A 17,180-nucleotide genomic window follows, 5' to 3' on the forward strand; every position below is an offset into this window, starting at 1 on the left:
TTATATCCAAATTAGTCTTGATCCGAAGTCTTTGCAGCGTCTTCAGGCTGTTGCTCAACTTCAAAGCGCTGTTTGCAATCTAAACATTGGTAGTCGAGAAAAATATTTTGATCGACGATCACGCCGGCTTTTTTACCAAAACGGTGTCCGAGGAAACCGCCTGTGATACCGACGCTAATTGCACCAACAAAAGTCCCGATGGTTCCGCCCATAATCACGCCAAGTGGGCCAGCAGTCACGCCACCAATCGCAGCACCAATAGATGCGCCAGATGCCGCACCACCGACAGTCCCTGCAGCAGTTCCTGCACCACTGAGTAAGACACCACCAATTTTTTGTAAGTTTTGTTCATGGTTACGCTTTTCAATATGGGTTGATCCACATTTTGGACATTTAACTGTCGATTCCATGTTTTGCTCTTCTGTATTCATAACTTTCCATAGCCTTAAAAAATAAAATGGCCGAATTTATGGTGCAGCATAATGTAATTTGACAGATGAGTAGTTGACCCATTCGATCAAATGTGACGATTTTCCTGAATTTTATCGAGTTTTGCACACCGATGTTTTGTCTGCTTGTAACTAAGGCGTTAAAAAGTGCGCTCTATGTCACCTTAATGGCAAATTTTTAGCAAAAAAAAGAACACCTGATGTGTTCTTTTTTCTTTTGAACGTAAACTAGTCACGAACAAATTCAACTGTACCATTCGCCAGCGATTTCACACGTGCCAATGATTCAACGCGATAACCTTTTTCAAGCAAAATATCACGACCAGGTTGGAATGATTTTTCAATCACGATACCGATACCCAACACTTCAGCACTTGCTTGATGAATAAGATCTGCAAGACCTAAAGCCGCTTGACCATTGGCCAAGAAGTCATCAATCACTAAAACTTTATCTTCAGCATTGATGTGCTTTTTAGAAATCGCGATCGTGCTTTCAGTTTGTTTGGTAAAAGAAAACACTTTTGAGCGATACAAATCATCTTTTAAGGTCAAAGATTGATATTTACGTGCAAAAATCACAGGAACACCAAGTTCAAGACCAGCCATTACTGCAGGTGCAATACCTGATGCTTCAATCGTAATGATTTTTGTGATGCCAGCATCTTTAAAAAGACGGGCAAATTCTTGACCAATTTGTTGCATCATCACAGGGTCAATTTGGTGGTTCAGGAAAGAATCGACTTTCAGAACTTCTTCAGAGAGAACGATACCTTCAGCTAAGATTTTCTGTTCCAGAGCGTGCACGGGAGAATCCTCGAGGGGCAGGTGCTTTTTAAAGCAAAAGCGTATTTTAAAAAGCACCGTGAAAAATGCAAGCGAAATTGATCAAATCAATTAATTTGTTGCACCTTTATAGCCCGTTAACAATAAACCGTAAGAGGTTTTATTGTCTTGGTGGGAAACTTTGACAGGTAGATAATCTAGTTTTGGTGCTAACCAGAAAGTCGTTTGACGGCCTGGTTTGTCATGACGCATCACGACTTTAACGGTGTCAAAAGTTCCATAAGTGGTTTTCACTTTTTCAGTGCCTTGTTTCACGAACTTACGAGCTTCAACCTCTTTGGCGTCGGCAATGTAGTAATTCGATTTCAAACCACCATTTTTTAAATCTTCACGAATTTGCAATTCAGCATTGAGTTCATCTAGCACACCTGATTTCCACGCAAATGAACGCGCTTTATCATCTTTTTTGGTATTAATGGTTTTTGCGCCAGCATTGAAATTGATGTTCATGGTGTTGTTGTGCACCAAAATTTTGCTGCTGCGGCTAAAGCTGTTCGAGTGAATTTGGCTGCCATTTAAACTAAAACGACTGGTTTCAGTTGCAGAGGCCATCGCACCAGCTTTTGCTGCGAAAATATACGTCCAGTTATTCCCAGATTGTTTTAGGGTACGTGTTGCAGAACCCAAGTTTTTGCCGTTGTAATTAAACTGGTAGCTTGCTTGGAATGGACTCATGGCAAATGACTGACTTGAGAAACCAGTCAAAAGCAGTGTAGTCGATACCCCAGCAACAAGACCTAAATTTTTCAAAACTGAATGTGCCATAAGTATGGTTTTCCTATTCAATAGAAGTGCGGTGGGCTAAACCACCTGATATGTTTATTATGCGGCTGGATTGTGGAGAATCACGTCACAAATCCGTGCCTAATGTATATATTGTGTAGCGTTTTTATAGGTTCAAGATGCCTAAGTACAGGATAAGTCTAGCTTTCCTTTTGCTTTATAGGCGTGACTTCATCGTCTTTTAAATTTGAATCATCCCAGTCTTCCATCCGTTCTTGCGACATTTTGGTGAACAATGCGGTTAAATTAACATTACCAATCACCACCAATTCGGCCTCACGTAAAACAGCATGGTTCACATGGACTTTGCCCAGTGTGTCGATAATCGATCGACTTTTACCGAGCCAGCGATTCAGGTCTAAATACAGTAAATCATCTTTAACTTTGATCACATTGAGCTTTTCCAAAATCATACCCAATGGATCTTGGTTGAGTACTTTTTGATAGAACCATAACGCCATGCGCACGCCCATCTTATACAGAACATTTGGATACTTTGCTTCAATCACTTGTGTATCACTAATTTGTTCAAATACGATCAATTGGGTTTGTTTGTTGAGTTCCATCTGTACCAGTTTTAAATCAACAGAGAGTGTTATGATCAGCCCGTTATAATCCAATGTGGCATACAGTCGAAGCCAGTCATCATGCAGGTCAGCATGCAAGTCTTTGAGCATTTTCACATTATCGGTCACAAAGCGCTGAAATGTCGCATTTAAAAACACTTGAGACATTGGGAATTCACGCTCATCTTCAATAAATCCTTCAGCTTTTTGGTACACTTGGCGTATACGTTTAGCGATATTGGAAACTAGCGTTTGCATAAGAAGTGCATCCTGACAAATTATGTTTTTTGACGATGTTTATCTTGTCGATTTCTATAAAAACACAAGGTTTTGATCTTGCAGTTTAGCAAAATAAATTGCACCATTTTCATGATTTTAATTGTGCATTATCTATGTGTTGATGGATTTCTCGTTTTCATCAAAAAATGAATACGAGTTTTATTTTATACTGTTTTAAGCAGTTTGGGGAATGCGGCAAATTGTCGGTTTAATGTGATGCTGAAAAAAATAACGTTCATGCCCTTGATGAAAGAGTGGTGGAAAGATCCCATATTTGCAACTGCATTGGCGTTTGCTGCTGTGTTGCATTTGGCTTTTTTAACCATGCAATTTTCCATGCCCCAAGAGGCGGATTATAACACCAAAGAAATTGCAGTTTCTTTACGTTCTACGACGGAAAAAATTGAACATGCAGACTTTTTAGCACAAGCCGATCAGCAGGGCTCAGGGACATTCCGTGAGTCACATCGTATGTCGAGTGACATGCCTGCACCGATGATCGAACAAAAAGCCGGGGAGCAAAAAAGCGAAGCTTTAGAACAACTGCAACAAAAGAAAGAGCTGAGCTTTGAAGACAAAGTGTTGATGACAACCTTGAGTTGGCAAAAACAAGCGGAAGAAAACAGTCGCAAAAAAGCCGTTGAGGAGTTGAATAGTCAGTTTCAGGCCAAGGCTGCGATGGTGGCGAGTATCGAAGCTCAATATTTACAACGCCAACAAAATTTTAGCCGTCAGCAAAAAATTAAAACCATTGATGGTATTCAAGCCAAGCAAGATGTTTCTGCTGCTTACATGGAAAAATTTCGCGAAAAAGTCGAATTTTACGGTAACCGTTATTATCCTGAAGCGGCAAAACAGCAACAGCTACGCGGTGAAGTACGTTTAATGGTTATTTTGAACAGTAATGGCGGGATTCGTGCCATTCGTTTGATCGAAAGTTCAGGTTCAAACTTATTGGACGAAGCTGCAAAAACCTCTGTACGTAAGGCGGCACCTTTTGGTTTGTTTGATGCCAAAATGAAAGACATCTCAGAACTTCGTATTGTGCGTACTTGGCGCTTCGATCCTGCAGAAGCAGAGTTTGAGGTGCGTTAATCAGTTGTGATTGCGTCGCAAAACTTCGCAGATTTCGACGCTAAAACTCGCATACCATTGGTTTTTCCCCAATTGCTGCGCGACCAGATGTTGTGCATCTTGTTGCCAAGCTCGAATGTCTTCTAATGTATTCCAGTAGGAAAGGGCGATTTCATGCTCACCCTCTGTCAGCGCTTCAAAATGTTGACAGTTAAAGTGTGTCAAGGCTTTGTCTCTAAGCTGCTGTGCAGTCGAAAAATACAGCTCATCAAGCGTACGAATGCGTGCTTTAAAAATCACGACATATTGCATATCTTTCCTTCCTTGTTTTTTATGACGATAAAAAAAGCGAGCCGGAGCTCGCTTTTTGGGTTCTTAATCTCTTTCCAGATAAGGGTTATCAAACCCCAATTTGGCTAAAATCTCGATCTCCAAAGCTTCCATTTCTTCAGCATCTTCATCAGAGGTTTCATGGTCGTAGCCCATGAGGTGCAACGTACCGTGTACCAGCATATGCGTAAAGTGGGTCAGGGGTGCTTTGCTTTGTTCTTGTGCTTCACGAAGAACCACAGGAATACAAATCACCAAGTCGCCAATCGGAAATGAGTCTAAAACTGCAGCCATTTCATCGGGGAGATCGCTCGGAAAAGACAACACATTAGTCGGTTTGTCTTTACCACGATATTCCAAGTTCAATTTGTGGCTTTCGTCATTGTCCACACATGCAATACCGATCTCACAATCACTTTGTGTATCGATATGACGTAAAGCCGTTTCCACGACTTTTTTGATATGCGCACGTTTCACCACCAATTCAGGTGACTGAAAATTTTGCTGCAAGGAGAGATTAAGTTTCAAAATGAATCCTTAAATGTTTTCGTCTTGATGCTGCCCATCAGCTTTAGCATCATTGTCCGCCACCAAGGCTTCCTGACGTGCTTTACGTTCTGCACGTTGTTCAGCTGTAAGGCGATGTTGTTCGCTGTCCCATCCCTCATAGGCTTCAACAATTTTTTGAACCAATTGATGACGTACCACGTCACGAGAGTGGAAGCGAGTAATATGAATTTCTTTGATTTTTTCAATCACACGTAAGGCATGTGCCAAACCAGATTGTTGACCACGAGGTAAATCGACCTGTGTAATGTCGCCAGTGATTACTGCACGAGAACCAAAACCTAAACGGGTGAGGAACATTTTCATTTGTTCAGGGGTCGTGTTTTGTGCTTCATCTAAAATCACAAAAGAATGATTTAAGGTACGACCACGCATGTAGGCCAGTGGTGCAACTTCAATCACTTGACGTTCAATTAGTTTAGCGACTTTTTCAAAACCGAGCATTTCATACAAAGCGTCGTAGAGAGGACGTAAGTAAGGGTCAATTTTTTGGCTCAAATCACCGGGTAAAAAACCCAGTTTTTCACCTGCTTCAACCGCAGGGCGAACCAATAAAATACGCTGAATTTCATTACGTTCTAGCATATCTACAGCAGCGGCGACCGCGAGATAAGTTTTACCTGTACCCGCTGGGCCGATACCAAATGAAATATCGCTTTGTAAAATACGCTGTACATAGCGTTTTTGATTGGCACCACGTGGATTGATCCGACCTTTACGGGTTTGTAGATAAACATTGTCTAAACCGGTATGCTCATTTTCAGAAAAATCTTCCTGAATTTCGCGGTCAGTCTGACTGCCTTGAATCATCATGTGTAAAATGTCCGCACTAATCTGTGGATTGGTTTCGGACTCTTCATAAAGACGGTGAAGGAGACTTTCGGCTCTCTCTACCGCATCGATTTCCCCATCGACAAAAAAAGCATCTGCACGATGAGAAATTTTGACATCTAAACGTTGTTCAATTTGTTTGAGATGACCGTTATAGGCACCGAGCATGCTTTGTAAACGGTCAAGTGGAATACCAGCAAAAGTTACAGTACGTCGAATCGCTGCAGTCAAGAGAATTCCTTTAAATTGGTCTGACGATTAAGCTTACATTACGCCACGTCAGGCTCAAGATTCAAGAGTTCACCGTAAACAAACTTCAAAGTTTTAATATCTGTCACTTCAATCTCTGCAAAACGCCCAACCCATGCAGGATCACCGATAAAGCTAACCAAACGTGTATTGTCTGCAGTACCAATCAGCAAGTTCGGATCTTTGTCTGAAACAGACTCAATCAAGACACGTTGAATGGTCCCTAGCATTGCATCAGTTTTATCGATACTGGATTGTTTAATCCATTGTTGAACTTTTGCAAGACGTTCTTTTTTCACATCTTCAGGGGTTGTGTCTTCAAGTTCTGAGGCAGGAGTACCCGGACGTTTTGAGTAGATGAAACTGTATGAATGATCGAAGTCCATATCTTGGATAAATTGATAAGTTTCTTCGAAGTTTTCGTCAGTCTCACCCGGGAAGCCAATAATAAAGTCACTAGATAAATGCATATCAGGGCGAACTTGACGTAATTTAGCAATTTTATCGATATATACATCAATCGTGTGGTTACGTTTCATGGCTTGTAGCACGTCATTCGAACCACTTTGAACTGGTAGATGCAAGTGAGAAACCATTTGCGGTAAGTCACGGTAGCATTGAATCAAGTCATCATTAAATTCAAGCGGGTGCGATGTGGTGTAACGAATACGTCCAATGCCCGGAATTTCGGCCACTAAACGCAGTAACTCTGCAAAGGTGCAAATATTACCTTCGAAGGTTTCACCACGGTAGCCATTCACGTTTTGGCCGAGTAATGAAATTTCACGTACGCCTTTTTCAGCTAAAGTGGCAATTTCAGCCAATACATCATCCAGTGGACGTGATACCTCTTCACCACGGGTATAAGGAACTACGCAGAATGAACAGTATTTAGAACAGCCTTCCATAATCGAGACAAAGGCTTTAAACCCTTCTACACGCGGTTCAGGTAAAAAGTCGAATTTTTCAATATCAGGGAATGAAATATCCACCAACTGAATTTTTTCTTTTTTTGGTTTGACCACTTGCTCAGTATGCTGATCGAGCATTTGTGGTAAACGGTGTAAGGTTTGCGGACCAAACACCATATCTACATACGGTGCGCGTTTTTGAATGTTGTCACCTTCCTGAGAGGCAACACAGCCACCAACACCAATCACCAAGTCAGGATTTTTTTCTTTCAGCTTGCGCCAGCGGCCTAACTCAGAAAATACTTTTTCTTGTGCTTTTTCACGGATAGAGCAGGTATTCATCAGGAGAATATCCGCTTCTTTTGGATCGCTTGTCAGCACATAGCCGTGAGAATCACCTAAAAGGTCGCCCATACGTTGACTGTCATACTCATTCATCTGACACCCTTGCGTTTCGATGTACAGTTTTTTCACTGCTCCATCTTGAGCTGGGGTGTGCTGTGGCTGGGTAACAGTGTTATCTGGGGCAGCTTGGGCACTATTGGGGATGAAGGTTTGAACCGTCATGTAGGCTCCTAAAGGAATTTTATGAAAATCAATAACCAGACGTGGCTGACAGACAATTCAATCAATTGAATTGTGCAGCTGCGGAGGTCAAAAAGGGGATTTTAAGAATGGGCAATATTTTAGCAGTAATTTACTAGAAACTTACAGCCTAAAATTACAACTCTGCCATATTGATTTATGAAGCAAAAATGTTTGAAAATTAATATTGGCTAATCATAAGGTTACATAACAGAACACAATGCAGAGTTTAGAATTATTAAACTAATTCCTAAACAAAGTTCGATGTGCTGTAACTGAGCAGAATGACATGAAAGAAGGCAAGTGGATGTTAAAACATAATTTTAAACAGAAAAATTACGCTAAATTACTTGCTTTGAGTGTCGGGCTCTCCGGAATTTCTGCGTTTGCCCAAGCCGCAGATGAGCAGTTTAACGATGCTTTACGTGCTGCGAATGCAGGCAATATTAGTTTATTACAACAATACCAATCATCCATGCAAAATGACGTTTTGGGCTATTATCCAGAATATTGGTTACTGAATAACAATTTGGCTTCACAGCCAGCAAGTGCCATTATTAATTTTGCACAGCGCTATCCAAATTCGGCAATGGCAGAAAAATTAGCCGCAGATTATGTTGAAGAAAAAGTCAAACAAGCTGATTTCGCTACAGCACAGCCTGTCTTGCAATATGTGACTAATGCTGACCGTGCTGAAACATGTGCCATGGCTCAAGTCCGCGCAAAGTCGGGCGACCCTCTGGTCTACGCAGAATTTAAAGATGTATGGTTGACCACAAACTCACAACCTGACTCGTGTACGGGCTTGGGCCGTATGATGCTGTCGAGTCCTTTAATGACTCAAGATGACCGCCATCAACGGATGTGGGGACAGTTAAGAGCGGGTCAGTCAGGACAAGCGATTGCGACTGCGCAAACCATTGGCGTAAATATTAATTTGTCACAACTCAACACCATTCAAGCCAATCCACTGAATTATTTATGGTCTGCACCCAAAGCCACAGCTGAAGATCATGCATACCTGATTTATGCGATGGGTCGCTTGGCCGATAGCGACTTAAATGGCGCGATTTCTTCGGTGAAACGTGCAGCAGAAGGCACACCAGCCGATGTACAAAAAGCCCTATACCGTAGTGTCGGGTATATCGGTGGTACAACGGTAATGAAAAATAATTTCAACCGTGAAGTTCTAAATTATCTTGATTTGAGTTATGGACTGCCTTTTAGTGCAGAAGAAGCCGAGATTTATGCGCGACAAGCCATTCGTTTTGGCGCATGGGAAAGTGTCATTCGTGCAATTGATGCGATGAGCGTTTCGCAAAAGCAGGAAGACCGTTGGCAATATTGGTTAGCACGAGCATCTGAACAACGTGGAGATGCCTCATCTAAACGTGCGGCTCAAGACATTTATCGCAAGCTTGCCGTTGGCGATGATTACCATAATTTGTTAGCACGTGACAAAATTGGTCAGTCTTATAACAATATTCCGTCAAATGTGCAGCCTTCGTCACAAGATGCGCAGCGTCTCAGTCAGGATATTCACTTCCGTCGTGCCTTTGCATTGCGCAATATTAATGCATCTGACAGCTATATTAACCGTGAATGGAACTGGGCAGTGCGTCAAGCCTATTTAAAGCATGATGATGGCATGATTCTTGCCGCAGCTAAACGTGCAACCGATATGGGGTGGTATGATCGGGCGATTTATGCGGCAGATCGAACCACTAAACAGCACAATTATGCTTTACGTTATGCTATGCCGCATCAAAATTATGTGGTGAGTCATAGTCGTAATGCCGGCATTGACCCTGCATGGGCTTATGGTTTGATGCGTCAAGAAAGTCGGTTTGTCACTAGCGCACGTTCACATGTCGGTGCCGGTGGTTTAATGCAAATTATGCCAGACACCGCAAAATTGGTGGCTCGTCAGATGGGGGAGAGTTATAACCCCGCTGCATTAACGGATATGAATACCAATATTCGTTATGGCACTTTCTATTTATCGATGATTCAACGTCAATTGAGTAATAGTCCAGTCTTAGCGACCGCAGGTTACAATGCGGGTCCAAATCGTGCTCGACGCTGGCAGCCTGAATATCAAGCAATTGCAGCGGATCAATATACGGAATCGATTCCATTAACGGAAACTCGAGACTATGTAAAACATGTGATGACCAATGCAACCCATTACGGCCTTTTATTAGGTCAGGGGCCACAATCGATTGAAAAAAGAATGCAAATGATTCCATTACGGAATGCGCAATAAATTTTAAAGCAAGATGCGCCTGTTTTTAGGCGCAATATGGGTAAATGATGAATGCCGAAAATGGACATTAGACCTGCTTATCGAATACTGACATCACTGCTCATCGGCAGTGGTGCAGGCTTTAGTATGTCTGTGCTTTCGGCAGCACCCGTGGTCAATGGTTATGTGATGGATGTGCAAATGGTGCCTGCTGTTTGCGCTTATGACCCATTAAAAAGTAAAAAGCGTAAATGTCTGGAAGGGTATTCACTCAATATCACGGGTCTATATCCAGAAACTTCTACCCGTGATTGCACCACCAATAGTTCCGCTAAACTTTCTCCGCTGCAAGCCAAAGTGGTTGCACGGATTATGCCTGATGAAAATGCTCGCGTGGCGCTTTGGCACAATACCGGCGGCTGTGTCCCAATGAATGCCAGCCAGTATTTCAGAACCATTATTAATCATGCAGATAAGCTAAAAATTCCAGATGAATTGACTAGCCAAGAAACCCAGTCCATTCAAGCCAATGTCTTGCGTAATAAAATGTTGCGTATGAACAGCGGATTGGTATCACAAAGTATTGAATTTAACTGTATGCAAACCCGTGGTGGTAGCCTACTGACTGAGATTAAAATCTGCTATAAAAACAATGGTCAGTACAAAAGTTGCCCTACGACTATCGTCGGAAATTGTCCTGCAACTTTCATAATTAAAGGTTCTTTCTAAGCTTTTTTCGGCATTTTATTTATATTTCCTATCATACTTTTGTTGAAAAGCATTCTCTTTTACATGCAAGCGTCAAAAGATTGGAGTACAATCTTTGCCGTTTATGATTATTAAGATTAGATAGAACAGCTATTTAATCATTATGACCTTCCTCAATTGGAGATAATTACATGAAGCAAGCAGTTCGTGTTGCCGTTACTGGCGCAGCTGGTCAAATCGGTTATAGCTTATTATTCCGTATCGCAAGCGGTGAAATGTTGGGTAAAGACCAACCAGTTATCCTTCAATTATTAGAAATTCCAGTTGAGAAAGCTCAACAAGCGCTTAAAGGCGTAATGATGGAACTTGATGACTGCGCATTCCCTCTTTTAGAAGGTATGATCGGTACTGATGATCCTAAAGTTGCATTCAAAGATGCTGACTACGCTCTTCTTGTAGGTTCACGTCCACGTGGTCCTGGTATGGAACGTGCTGACCTTCTTAAAGTAAACGGTGAAATCTTCATCGGTCAAGGCCAAGCGCTTAACGAAGTTGCTAGCCGTGACGTTAAAGTTCTTGTTGTAGGTAACCCTGCAAACACTAACGCTTACATCGCAATGAAATCTGCTCCAGATCTTCCAGCGAAAAACTTCACAGCAATGTTACGTCTTGACCACAACCGTGCGTTAACTCAACTTGCTCAAAAAGCAGGTGTTGCAGTTTCTGACATCGAAAACATGACAGTTTGGGGTAACCACTCTCCAACGATGTATGCTGACTACCGTTTTGCAAATGTAAACGGCGAAAGCTTAAAAGACAAAATCAACGATGCTGCTTGGAACAAAGACGTATTCCTTCCAACTGTTGGTAAACGTGGTGCTGCGATCATCGAAGCACGTGGTCTTTCTTCTGCTGCTTCTGCTGCAAACGCTGCAATCGACCATATGCGCGATTGGGCTCTTGGCACAAACGGCAAATGGGTAACTATGGGTATTCCTTCTGACGGTTCTTATGGTATTCCTGAAGGCGTAATGTTCGGTTTCCCTGTAACAACTGAAAACGGCGAATACAAAATCGTTCAAGGTCTTGAAATCGACGAATTCAGCCGTGAACGTATCAACTTCACTCTAAACGAGCTTGAAGAAGAACGTGCAGCAGTTGCTGACATGGTTAAATAATTTAATTTTTTAAATTAAATTATAAAAAGGCACTCCATTTGGGGTGCTTTTTTTATGGCCTGCGAAAAATACCACGCTTAATTTTTGAACAAAAAATAACACGTTGAGATGCTGTTGCAACTGACAAAGTCAAATAAACAGATAACTATAAAGATGGGAAAAATGTTATTGGCTTGAGGAGAACGGCAATGTTTGATCAACAACCGACGTTGGAACTATTTTTTGAACAATTGGGGTTGGATGCAACTCCGGAAGGCATCGATCAATTTATCGAAACGCATCAAATCACCATGGATGTTCCATTGCATGAAGCGCCATTTTGGACGAAGTCACAGCGTGACTTTATTATCAGTCATTGGAAAAAAGATGATGACTGGGCCATAGTGGTCGATATTTTAAATGAACAATTGCATACAGAACATAAGCTTTCCGGATCTTGCAAAATCTAAATACAATTTGAAACAACAAACCTAGTTTTAACGCTAGGTTTTTTTATCAGCATCATATAAGTTAATTAAATAATAAATGACAGATTAGTTGATAAGGAGGGCGAGATGCTCAATCAAAATAAACCATCCTTAGCTTTATTGTTTTCTCAATTGGGGTTAGCCAGCAGTCCAGCTGCGATCGAGTTATACGTGCGTACGCATCAGCTTGCTGCAAGTGAAAATTTACATGATGCGCCGTTTTGGAATAAAGCGCAGCGTGATTTTCTAATCAGTCATTTAGTGCAAGATGATGATTGGGTAATTTGGATTGATGAGCTGAATCAGCAGTTGCATATGGATGCATATAAGCTGCAGCCAGCATAAATTTCATTTCTCCACAAATAAAAAAACACCTCCTCGGAGGTGTTTTTTTTATTTAGTGCAGTTTGCTTTGGCGTAATTCTGCAAACCAGTCTTCTTGGCGATATGGATTAAATGCAGGATGCTCAAGTAATGTGGTCAGTTTGAATTCTTGAGATTTGCAGTATTTATTTAACCAATGACGGGTTAAAGCAGGTTCCTGTTTTACCGCAGAGGCATAGGCCAAGTAGAAGTAAATGTCGCCATGTTCAGCTTTTGACATCGGTTTCATAATCTGCTGGGTAATCAGGGCATAGCGCTGCTCTTGGGTGATTTCAAAAAATACCATATAGGCTTTGGCTAAATGCACAGACAAATTGATGTAAAGCTCAATCGGCATTTCTTCAAATTCAATCCGGCTTTGCTCAAGCAGAACAATGGCCTCTTGCAGAAAATACACTTGTTCTTGATGGTTCTTGCTTAAGCCAACCAATTGCAGGCGTAAGTCAGCACGCTCAAGGGCAAGTTCAGGGCTGTTGCCTTGTAGGAATAATTGATCAGTTTCGCCAATACGCTGAATGATTTTATGACTGTTTTGACGCATCGGGTACATCCTCATCTATGAATGACTCATATATGAGGATAATTTAAGGGATTTAAAGGATGAATATCGAATTACCACATCGTGTTGTCATTACGCAGCCACGCCGTAATGGATAAACGTTGATGTTTGGCTTCGAGCACTTCGTGTAACAGGTCACTTTGGAATAAAGCAATGCGATTCGGTTTAGGTTCTAAAATATGCCAAACATCATTCTTATCTTGTAAGCGCAATTCACCGCCCCAGTCGGCTTGCCAATGTTCATGCAAATAATAAACTGCTGAAATGACACGTCCATTTTTGCCTTGAGGATTATCTTTATGCAGGGCATAAAATTCACCTGCGTTATAACAGGCAAAATGTGCTTCGACTTCGTGAATGCCAGAAAAAAATGCGCGATTAAATTGTTCTGATAAATGTTCTAACGCTTGAACGTGTTCTTGTGCGACATCTAAGGTGTCGTTAATCCATAAAATATGATCACTTCTAATTTTACTGATGACCCCATTTTGTACGGCTGCATCCCTAAATTTATTTAAATTTGACATACATTCTTCAACAAGTGCATGTATATATTCAGCAGGATAAGCGTCATCAATAATGCTAAACCCGTGTTGATCTAAATCATCGAGGATTTGATCAACCGGCCAAGACTTTGGGAGAAAGGCTGTTTCCATATACGAACCATAAAGTTGTGGAAAAAAAGGTGACGTATTCTAGAGCAAGAATAGCATCGGAATGAAACTATTTTTCATGCTAAAATGTCCGTTGATATCAGGAATTAAAGAAACATGAATTACCGTCACCATTTCCATGCAGGCAACTTTGCCGACGTGATGAAGCACGTTTTGCTGCTTCAGTTATTAAGTCGACTGAATGCAAAAGATAAACCTTATCGCTATGTAGATACACATGGTGGTGCAGGTAAATATGATCTTTCGACCTCTGAAGCACAGAAATCAGGTGAGTTTTTAAATGGTATTCATCGTTTAGTTAAGCTCGATGATTCGATTAAACGCAATGCGCCTGAAGGTGTTCAACAATATTTAAAAGTTGTTGAAAAAATGCGTGAAAACTTTGGTAAAGGCGCTTATCCAGGTTCTCCATGGTTTGCACTTGAAGGCATGCGTGAAACTGATAAAGCCACGATTTTTGAAATGCAGCGTGATGTATTTCAGCAATTGCGCCACAATATTTTTGATAAACGTGCAGGCTTGCATGAGCGTGATGCTTACGAAGGTTTACTGGGTGTAATTCCACCAAAAGAAAAACGTGGTTTGGTCATGATTGACCCGCCTTACGAATTAGAACGTAAAGATTTTCCACAGCTTGTAGAATTGTTGGTCGCTGCTTATAAAAAATGGCCGACAGGCGTTTTTGCGGTATGGTATCCAATTAAAGACCGCGCGATGATTGAACGTTTTGAAAAGAAAATGTACAAAACCGGTATTCGTCGTCAGTTGGTTTGCGAAATTTGTGTATGGCCAGATGACACTCCAGTGGGTCTAAATGGTTGTGGTTTATTGGTGATTAACCCACCTTGGAAATTCTCTGAAGATGCGGATGAAGCATTACAATGGTTGTTCCCACATCTTCGTATGAATGAAAATGGTGGTCATGCAGCCGTACGTTGGTTGGTTAGCGAATAATTTTAAACTTGAAAAAGAAAGGTCACAGTTAGGATCGAACAATGACAAATACAAATAAACCTGAGCGGGAAATTTCTTCAAAGGATGAAAATGCATTTGATGGCATTACATTTGAAGTTGAAGAAGAGGAGCACACCCATGAAGGGCATAAAGTGAAACGTCGTGGGATCTATCTGTGGCCAAACTTGATTACAACTGCTGCGTTGTTATCTGGCTTTTATTCAATTATTGCCAGTATGAATGGTGAGTTTCAACAAGCCATTTATGCCATTTTCCTTGCAGCATTATTTGATGGTTTGGATGGCCGTGTCGCACGTGCTATCGGCGCGCAAAGTCCATTTGGTGAACAGTTTGACTCCTTATCAGACTTATTAGCATTTGGTGTTGCACCTGCCATTTTAATGTATAGCTGGAGTCTAAATGACTTAGGCCGTATTGGTCTGGCAGCATGTTTTGTTTACACCGCATGTGCAGCCTTCCGTTTAGCGCGTTTTAACGTACAAATCGGAGTCGTCGATAAACGTTACTTTATTGGTGTTGCAAGTCCACTCGCAGCCGTTATGATTATTTCATTGGTATGGGTAGGCATGGACATCCCTGCAGTCTTCGACTTACGCGAAACAGGTATTCAGATTTTTAATGCGGTAGTGATTATTGCAGTGGGTCTATTGATGATCTCAAATGTGAAATACTATTCATTTAAAACGGTGGATCGTCGCCGTGTTCCATTTGCCGTGTTACCAATCATAGTCTTTGTTTTAGCAGCTGTAACGTATAATATTCCAATGGGTATTTTAATTATTTCAGTGATTTATGCATTGTCTGGTTTTGTCACCACCTTAATGGCAAAAAAGGCAGAAGCATGAGTTAAAGCATGAAATAAAAAAATGAAAAGGAGCTTGATATGCAGATATTTCAAGATTTCTTGGATCAATCAAGGCGACTGAATCAAGCTCCAGATTTACAACATAAAAAAATAAATTTACATGCGCCGAATACGCCATATCCTTCAGTCCATTATGGACTTTGTCTACCGAATCTTCCTGCGCCATTACATTATCTTAACTTTATGAGTTGGCTCGGGCAGCCTCAGATTCCCGCTTTTCAAAATCCTGCGTCCATTCAACAAGACGAACTCAATACAGCCACAGTAATGACCAGTGTGAGTGGTCATATAGTTGGGCAATTACAATCATATTCCATCAAAGACGACTGTAGTCTGAGTGAGACCGTCTTTAAATTTAGAGACAAAGAACTGATTGGTTGGGATGGTGCGGTATTTCAAATCCATCGAGAAGATACTGAACTCAGTTTAGATTTGTCCGTGCAAACTACCGATATTTCTTCGTGTTTAATTAAATTAAGATTGGGTCTTGCTGAATATTGGTCAGTGATGTGCCAATGTGAAGGGCAAATCAAATTTCAGGGCCAGATGTATGATGTAAATCAGTTGGCGGTATTATCTTATGCACAAATACGCAAGTTTCCATATTTACCTTTAGCGTTTTATACCCATCAGGTAATCAACCTTAGCCGACAGCGTCAAATTATCTTTATGCAAACGCGAGATCGTTATAACAATATTTTGAGTTCGCGTTTATATCTAAGAGATTTAAATCAGCAGCAAGTGTTCATGGCAGACCAAGGTGTGTTCTTTAAAGTCATGCGCGTTTATCCCGTTGTTAAAACCCCCAATTTGCAAAAAATGTATTTGCCACGTGAATTTGAATGGATTTACCAAAATGACAAAATGAAAATACATGTACAAGCGCAGAGCCGTGGGGATTTTAAATTTGGACTCGGCGCAGGTTATGCAGGAAGCTTTAACTATCAAATCAAAATCAATGACGAAATTGAGTGTGGGGAAGGTGGATACTGTGAATATGTCGATTGTCGAGCTTTGAAATGGCAAGAAAAGAATGAAAAAGATAAATTAACGGACAAATATGGAAATATTGTCCCTTTTATGCTCAAAAAATAGTAAAAAACTCAATTTAGTAGAATAAATAAACAAACGTAATGGAAAATTAAAAATAAATGGAAAAGGGTATTGCAACGGTTCTGAAATGCTGTAGAATGCACATCCATCGGCGGTGATGAAGATTAAAACTTCTGATAAAACAATGACTTGGTTGAATTGATTAAGTTAGGTTTTAGAAAGAAAGTTTAAAAATAATTTGAATTACCGGTTGACTCTTTAGAAATAAAGAGTAATATAGCCGACCTAGCTTGCTGGTGACGAACCAACAAGAAGATCATTAAGAGATTATGAAGAACAACTTGTGTGGATTTTTACTGATTGATTGATCGAAATTATTTTCATTGATTGATGGTAGAAATTACTCGAAGTTTATTTGAGCAAATTTTTGTCAGTAATTGATGAGCCAAGATTGGTACCCTTTAAGGTACTATTGATTTTAAACTGAAGAGTTTGATCATGGCTCAGATTGAACGCTGGCGGCAGGCTTAACACATGCAAGTCGAGCGGGAATAGGTAGCTTGCTACCGATTTCTAGCGGCGGACGGGTGAGTAATGCTTAGGAA

Annotated in this window: 19 protein-coding genes and 1 rRNA gene; 10 read left to right on the forward strand and 10 right to left on the reverse strand. The window is 41.0% G+C overall.

The window, feature by feature from the left end:
- Window positions 1–11: 11 nt before the first annotated feature.
- The 4 genes from FTU64_RS03050 to FTU64_RS03065 form a co-directional block, all read right to left on the reverse strand.
- Window positions 12–410: a hypothetical protein gene (locus FTU64_RS03050; protein ID WP_143221668.1), complete on the reverse strand. Its 399-nt coding sequence runs from the start codon at window positions 408–410 to the stop codon at window positions 12–14.
- A 267-nt stretch (window positions 411–677) separates the two neighbouring features.
- The gene (locus FTU64_RS03055; protein WP_078189246.1) at window positions 678–1,253 is read right to left on the reverse strand and encodes a xanthine phosphoribosyltransferase; all 576 of its coding nucleotides are present in this window, start codon (window positions 1,251–1,253) and stop codon (window positions 678–680) included.
- Window positions 1,254–1,343: 90 nt separating this feature from the next.
- Entirely contained in the window at window positions 1,344–2,057 is a 714-nt protein-coding gene (locus FTU64_RS03060) for a DUF3108 domain-containing protein (RefSeq protein WP_111885940.1), read from the reverse strand.
- Window positions 2,058–2,215: 158 nt separating this feature from the next.
- Window positions 2,216–2,899 (reverse strand): hypothetical protein, encoded by a 684-nt coding sequence (locus FTU64_RS03065; RefSeq protein WP_111885941.1) that lies wholly within the window; start codon window positions 2,897–2,899, stop codon window positions 2,216–2,218.
- 258 nt (window positions 2,900–3,157) lie between these two features.
- Between FTU64_RS03065 and FTU64_RS03070 the strand changes: the two genes are divergently transcribed.
- On the forward strand, window positions 3,158–4,015 hold the full coding sequence (locus FTU64_RS03070) for an energy transducer TonB (protein ID WP_213066202.1): 858 nt from the start codon (window positions 3,158–3,160) through the stop codon (window positions 4,013–4,015).
- Here the strand turns inward: FTU64_RS03070 and FTU64_RS03075 are convergent, their stop codons facing one another.
- The 4 genes from FTU64_RS03075 to miaB all read right to left on the reverse strand — a co-directional run bounded on the left by FTU64_RS03075 (window position 4,016) and on the right by miaB (window position 7,449).
- Window positions 4,016–4,306 carry an antibiotic biosynthesis monooxygenase gene (locus FTU64_RS03075; RefSeq protein WP_111885943.1) on the reverse strand — a complete coding sequence of 97 codons (291 nt, stop codon included), beginning with the start codon at window positions 4,304–4,306 and terminating at the stop codon, window positions 4,016–4,018.
- A 63-nt stretch (window positions 4,307–4,369) separates the two neighbouring features.
- Window positions 4,370–4,852 carry an rRNA maturation RNase YbeY gene (ybeY, locus tag FTU64_RS03080; protein WP_078192431.1) on the reverse strand — a complete coding sequence of 161 codons (483 nt, stop codon included), beginning with the start codon at window positions 4,850–4,852 and terminating at the stop codon, window positions 4,370–4,372.
- Window positions 4,853–4,861: 9 nt separating this feature from the next.
- Window positions 4,862–5,953, reverse strand: a complete 1,092-nt coding sequence (locus FTU64_RS03085; protein ID WP_111885944.1) for a PhoH family protein — start codon at window positions 5,951–5,953, stop codon at window positions 4,862–4,864.
- A 38-nt stretch (window positions 5,954–5,991) separates the two neighbouring features.
- Complete coding sequence (miaB, locus tag FTU64_RS03090) at window positions 5,992–7,449, reverse strand: tRNA (N6-isopentenyl adenosine(37)-C2)-methylthiotransferase MiaB (RefSeq protein WP_180010545.1); 1,458 nt, start codon at window positions 7,447–7,449, stop codon at window positions 5,992–5,994.
- A gap of 307 nt (window positions 7,450–7,756) precedes the next feature.
- On the opposite strand from miaB, the gene FTU64_RS03095 reads away from it, so the two are divergent.
- From FTU64_RS03095 to FTU64_RS03115, 5 genes are all read left to right on the forward strand, one after another.
- Window positions 7,757–9,733 (forward strand): lytic transglycosylase domain-containing protein, encoded by a 1,977-nt coding sequence (locus FTU64_RS03095; protein WP_180059185.1) that lies wholly within the window; start codon window positions 7,757–7,759, stop codon window positions 9,731–9,733.
- Window positions 9,734–9,859: 126 nt separating this feature from the next.
- Complete coding sequence (locus FTU64_RS03100; protein WP_171262588.1) at window positions 9,860–10,441, forward strand: ribonuclease I; 582 nt, start codon at window positions 9,860–9,862, stop codon at window positions 10,439–10,441.
- Between the two features lie 170 nt (window positions 10,442–10,611).
- Window positions 10,612–11,598, forward strand: a complete 987-nt coding sequence (locus tag FTU64_RS03105) for a malate dehydrogenase (protein ID WP_078189236.1) — start codon at window positions 10,612–10,614, stop codon at window positions 11,596–11,598.
- 188 nt (window positions 11,599–11,786) lie between these two features.
- Complete coding sequence (locus tag FTU64_RS03110) at window positions 11,787–12,047, forward strand: DUF2789 family protein (protein WP_180003486.1); 261 nt, start codon at window positions 11,787–11,789, stop codon at window positions 12,045–12,047.
- Window positions 12,048–12,152: 105 nt separating this feature from the next.
- Complete coding sequence (locus FTU64_RS03115) at window positions 12,153–12,410, forward strand: DUF2789 family protein (RefSeq protein WP_111885950.1); 258 nt, start codon at window positions 12,153–12,155, stop codon at window positions 12,408–12,410.
- A gap of 52 nt (window positions 12,411–12,462) precedes the next feature.
- On the opposite strand, the gene FTU64_RS03120 is transcribed toward FTU64_RS03115, so the two are convergent.
- On the reverse strand, window positions 12,463–12,990 hold the full coding sequence (locus FTU64_RS03120) for a hypothetical protein (protein WP_180059187.1): 528 nt from the start codon (window positions 12,988–12,990) through the stop codon (window positions 12,463–12,465).
- 71 nt (window positions 12,991–13,061) lie between these two features.
- On the reverse strand, window positions 13,062–13,664 hold the full coding sequence (locus FTU64_RS03125; protein ID WP_180059188.1) for a 2OG-Fe(II) oxygenase: 603 nt from the start codon (window positions 13,662–13,664) through the stop codon (window positions 13,062–13,064).
- A gap of 114 nt (window positions 13,665–13,778) precedes the next feature.
- On the opposite strand from FTU64_RS03125, the gene FTU64_RS03130 reads away from it, so the two are divergent.
- The 4 genes from FTU64_RS03130 to FTU64_RS03145 form a co-directional block, all read left to right on the forward strand.
- Entirely contained in the window at window positions 13,779–14,636 is an 858-nt protein-coding gene (locus tag FTU64_RS03130; RefSeq protein WP_180055999.1) for a 23S rRNA (adenine(2030)-N(6))-methyltransferase RlmJ, read from the forward strand.
- Window positions 14,637–14,677: 41 nt separating this feature from the next.
- Window positions 14,678–15,502 carry a CDP-diacylglycerol--serine O-phosphatidyltransferase gene (pssA, locus tag FTU64_RS03135; RefSeq protein ID WP_078189231.1) on the forward strand — a complete coding sequence of 275 codons (825 nt, stop codon included), beginning with the start codon at window positions 14,678–14,680 and terminating at the stop codon, window positions 15,500–15,502.
- 38 nt (window positions 15,503–15,540) lie between these two features.
- Entirely contained in the window at window positions 15,541–16,617 is a 1,077-nt protein-coding gene (locus tag FTU64_RS03140) for a DUF6670 family protein (protein ID WP_180056000.1), read from the forward strand.
- A 438-nt stretch (window positions 16,618–17,055) separates the two neighbouring features.
- Window positions 17,056–17,180 (forward strand): 16S ribosomal RNA (locus tag FTU64_RS03145); the annotation flags it as partial.

The sequence above is a fragment of the Acinetobacter sp. YH12128 genome, from assembly GCF_013418655.1.
GTDB lineage: Bacteria > Pseudomonadota > Gammaproteobacteria > Pseudomonadales > Moraxellaceae > Acinetobacter > Acinetobacter amyesii.

Excerpts from the sequence above, each read along its gene's own strand:
- FTU64_RS03050 (WP_143221668.1), bottom strand. The coding sequence starts at position 410 with ATGGAATCGACAGTTAAATGTCCAAAATGTGGATCAACCCATATTGAA.
- FTU64_RS03060 (WP_111885940.1), bottom strand. The coding sequence starts at position 2,057 with ATGGCACATTCAGTTTTGAAAAATTTAGGTCTTGTTGCTGGGGTATCG.
- FTU64_RS03065 (WP_111885941.1), bottom strand. The coding sequence starts at position 2,899 with ATGCAAACGCTAGTTTCCAATATCGCTAAACGTATACGCCAAGTGTAC.
- FTU64_RS03070 (WP_213066202.1), top strand. The coding sequence starts at position 3,158 with ATGCCCTTGATGAAAGAGTGGTGGAAAGATCCCATATTTGCAACTGCA.
- FTU64_RS03075 (WP_111885943.1), bottom strand. The coding sequence starts at position 4,306 with ATGCAATATGTCGTGATTTTTAAAGCACGCATTCGTACGCTTGATGAG.
- miaB (WP_180010545.1), bottom strand. The coding sequence starts at position 7,449 with ATGACGGTTCAAACCTTCATCCCCAATAGTGCCCAAGCTGCCCCAGAT.
- FTU64_RS03095 (WP_180059185.1), top strand. The coding sequence starts at position 7,757 with ATGAAAGAAGGCAAGTGGATGTTAAAACATAATTTTAAACAGAAAAAT.
- FTU64_RS03100 (WP_171262588.1), top strand. The coding sequence starts at position 9,860 with ATGTCTGTGCTTTCGGCAGCACCCGTGGTCAATGGTTATGTGATGGAT.
- FTU64_RS03105 (WP_078189236.1), top strand. The coding sequence starts at position 10,612 with ATGAAGCAAGCAGTTCGTGTTGCCGTTACTGGCGCAGCTGGTCAAATC.
- FTU64_RS03110 (WP_180003486.1), top strand. The coding sequence starts at position 11,787 with ATGTTTGATCAACAACCGACGTTGGAACTATTTTTTGAACAATTGGGG.
- FTU64_RS03115 (WP_111885950.1), top strand. The coding sequence starts at position 12,153 with ATGCTCAATCAAAATAAACCATCCTTAGCTTTATTGTTTTCTCAATTG.
- FTU64_RS03120 (WP_180059187.1), bottom strand. The coding sequence starts at position 12,990 with ATGCGTCAAAACAGTCATAAAATCATTCAGCGTATTGGCGAAACTGAT.
- FTU64_RS03125 (WP_180059188.1), bottom strand. The coding sequence starts at position 13,664 with ATGGAAACAGCCTTTCTCCCAAAGTCTTGGCCGGTTGATCAAATCCTC.
- FTU64_RS03130 (WP_180055999.1), top strand. The coding sequence starts at position 13,779 with ATGAATTACCGTCACCATTTCCATGCAGGCAACTTTGCCGACGTGATG.
- pssA (WP_078189231.1), top strand. The coding sequence starts at position 14,678 with ATGACAAATACAAATAAACCTGAGCGGGAAATTTCTTCAAAGGATGAA.
- FTU64_RS03140 (WP_180056000.1), top strand. The coding sequence starts at position 15,541 with ATGCAGATATTTCAAGATTTCTTGGATCAATCAAGGCGACTGAATCAA.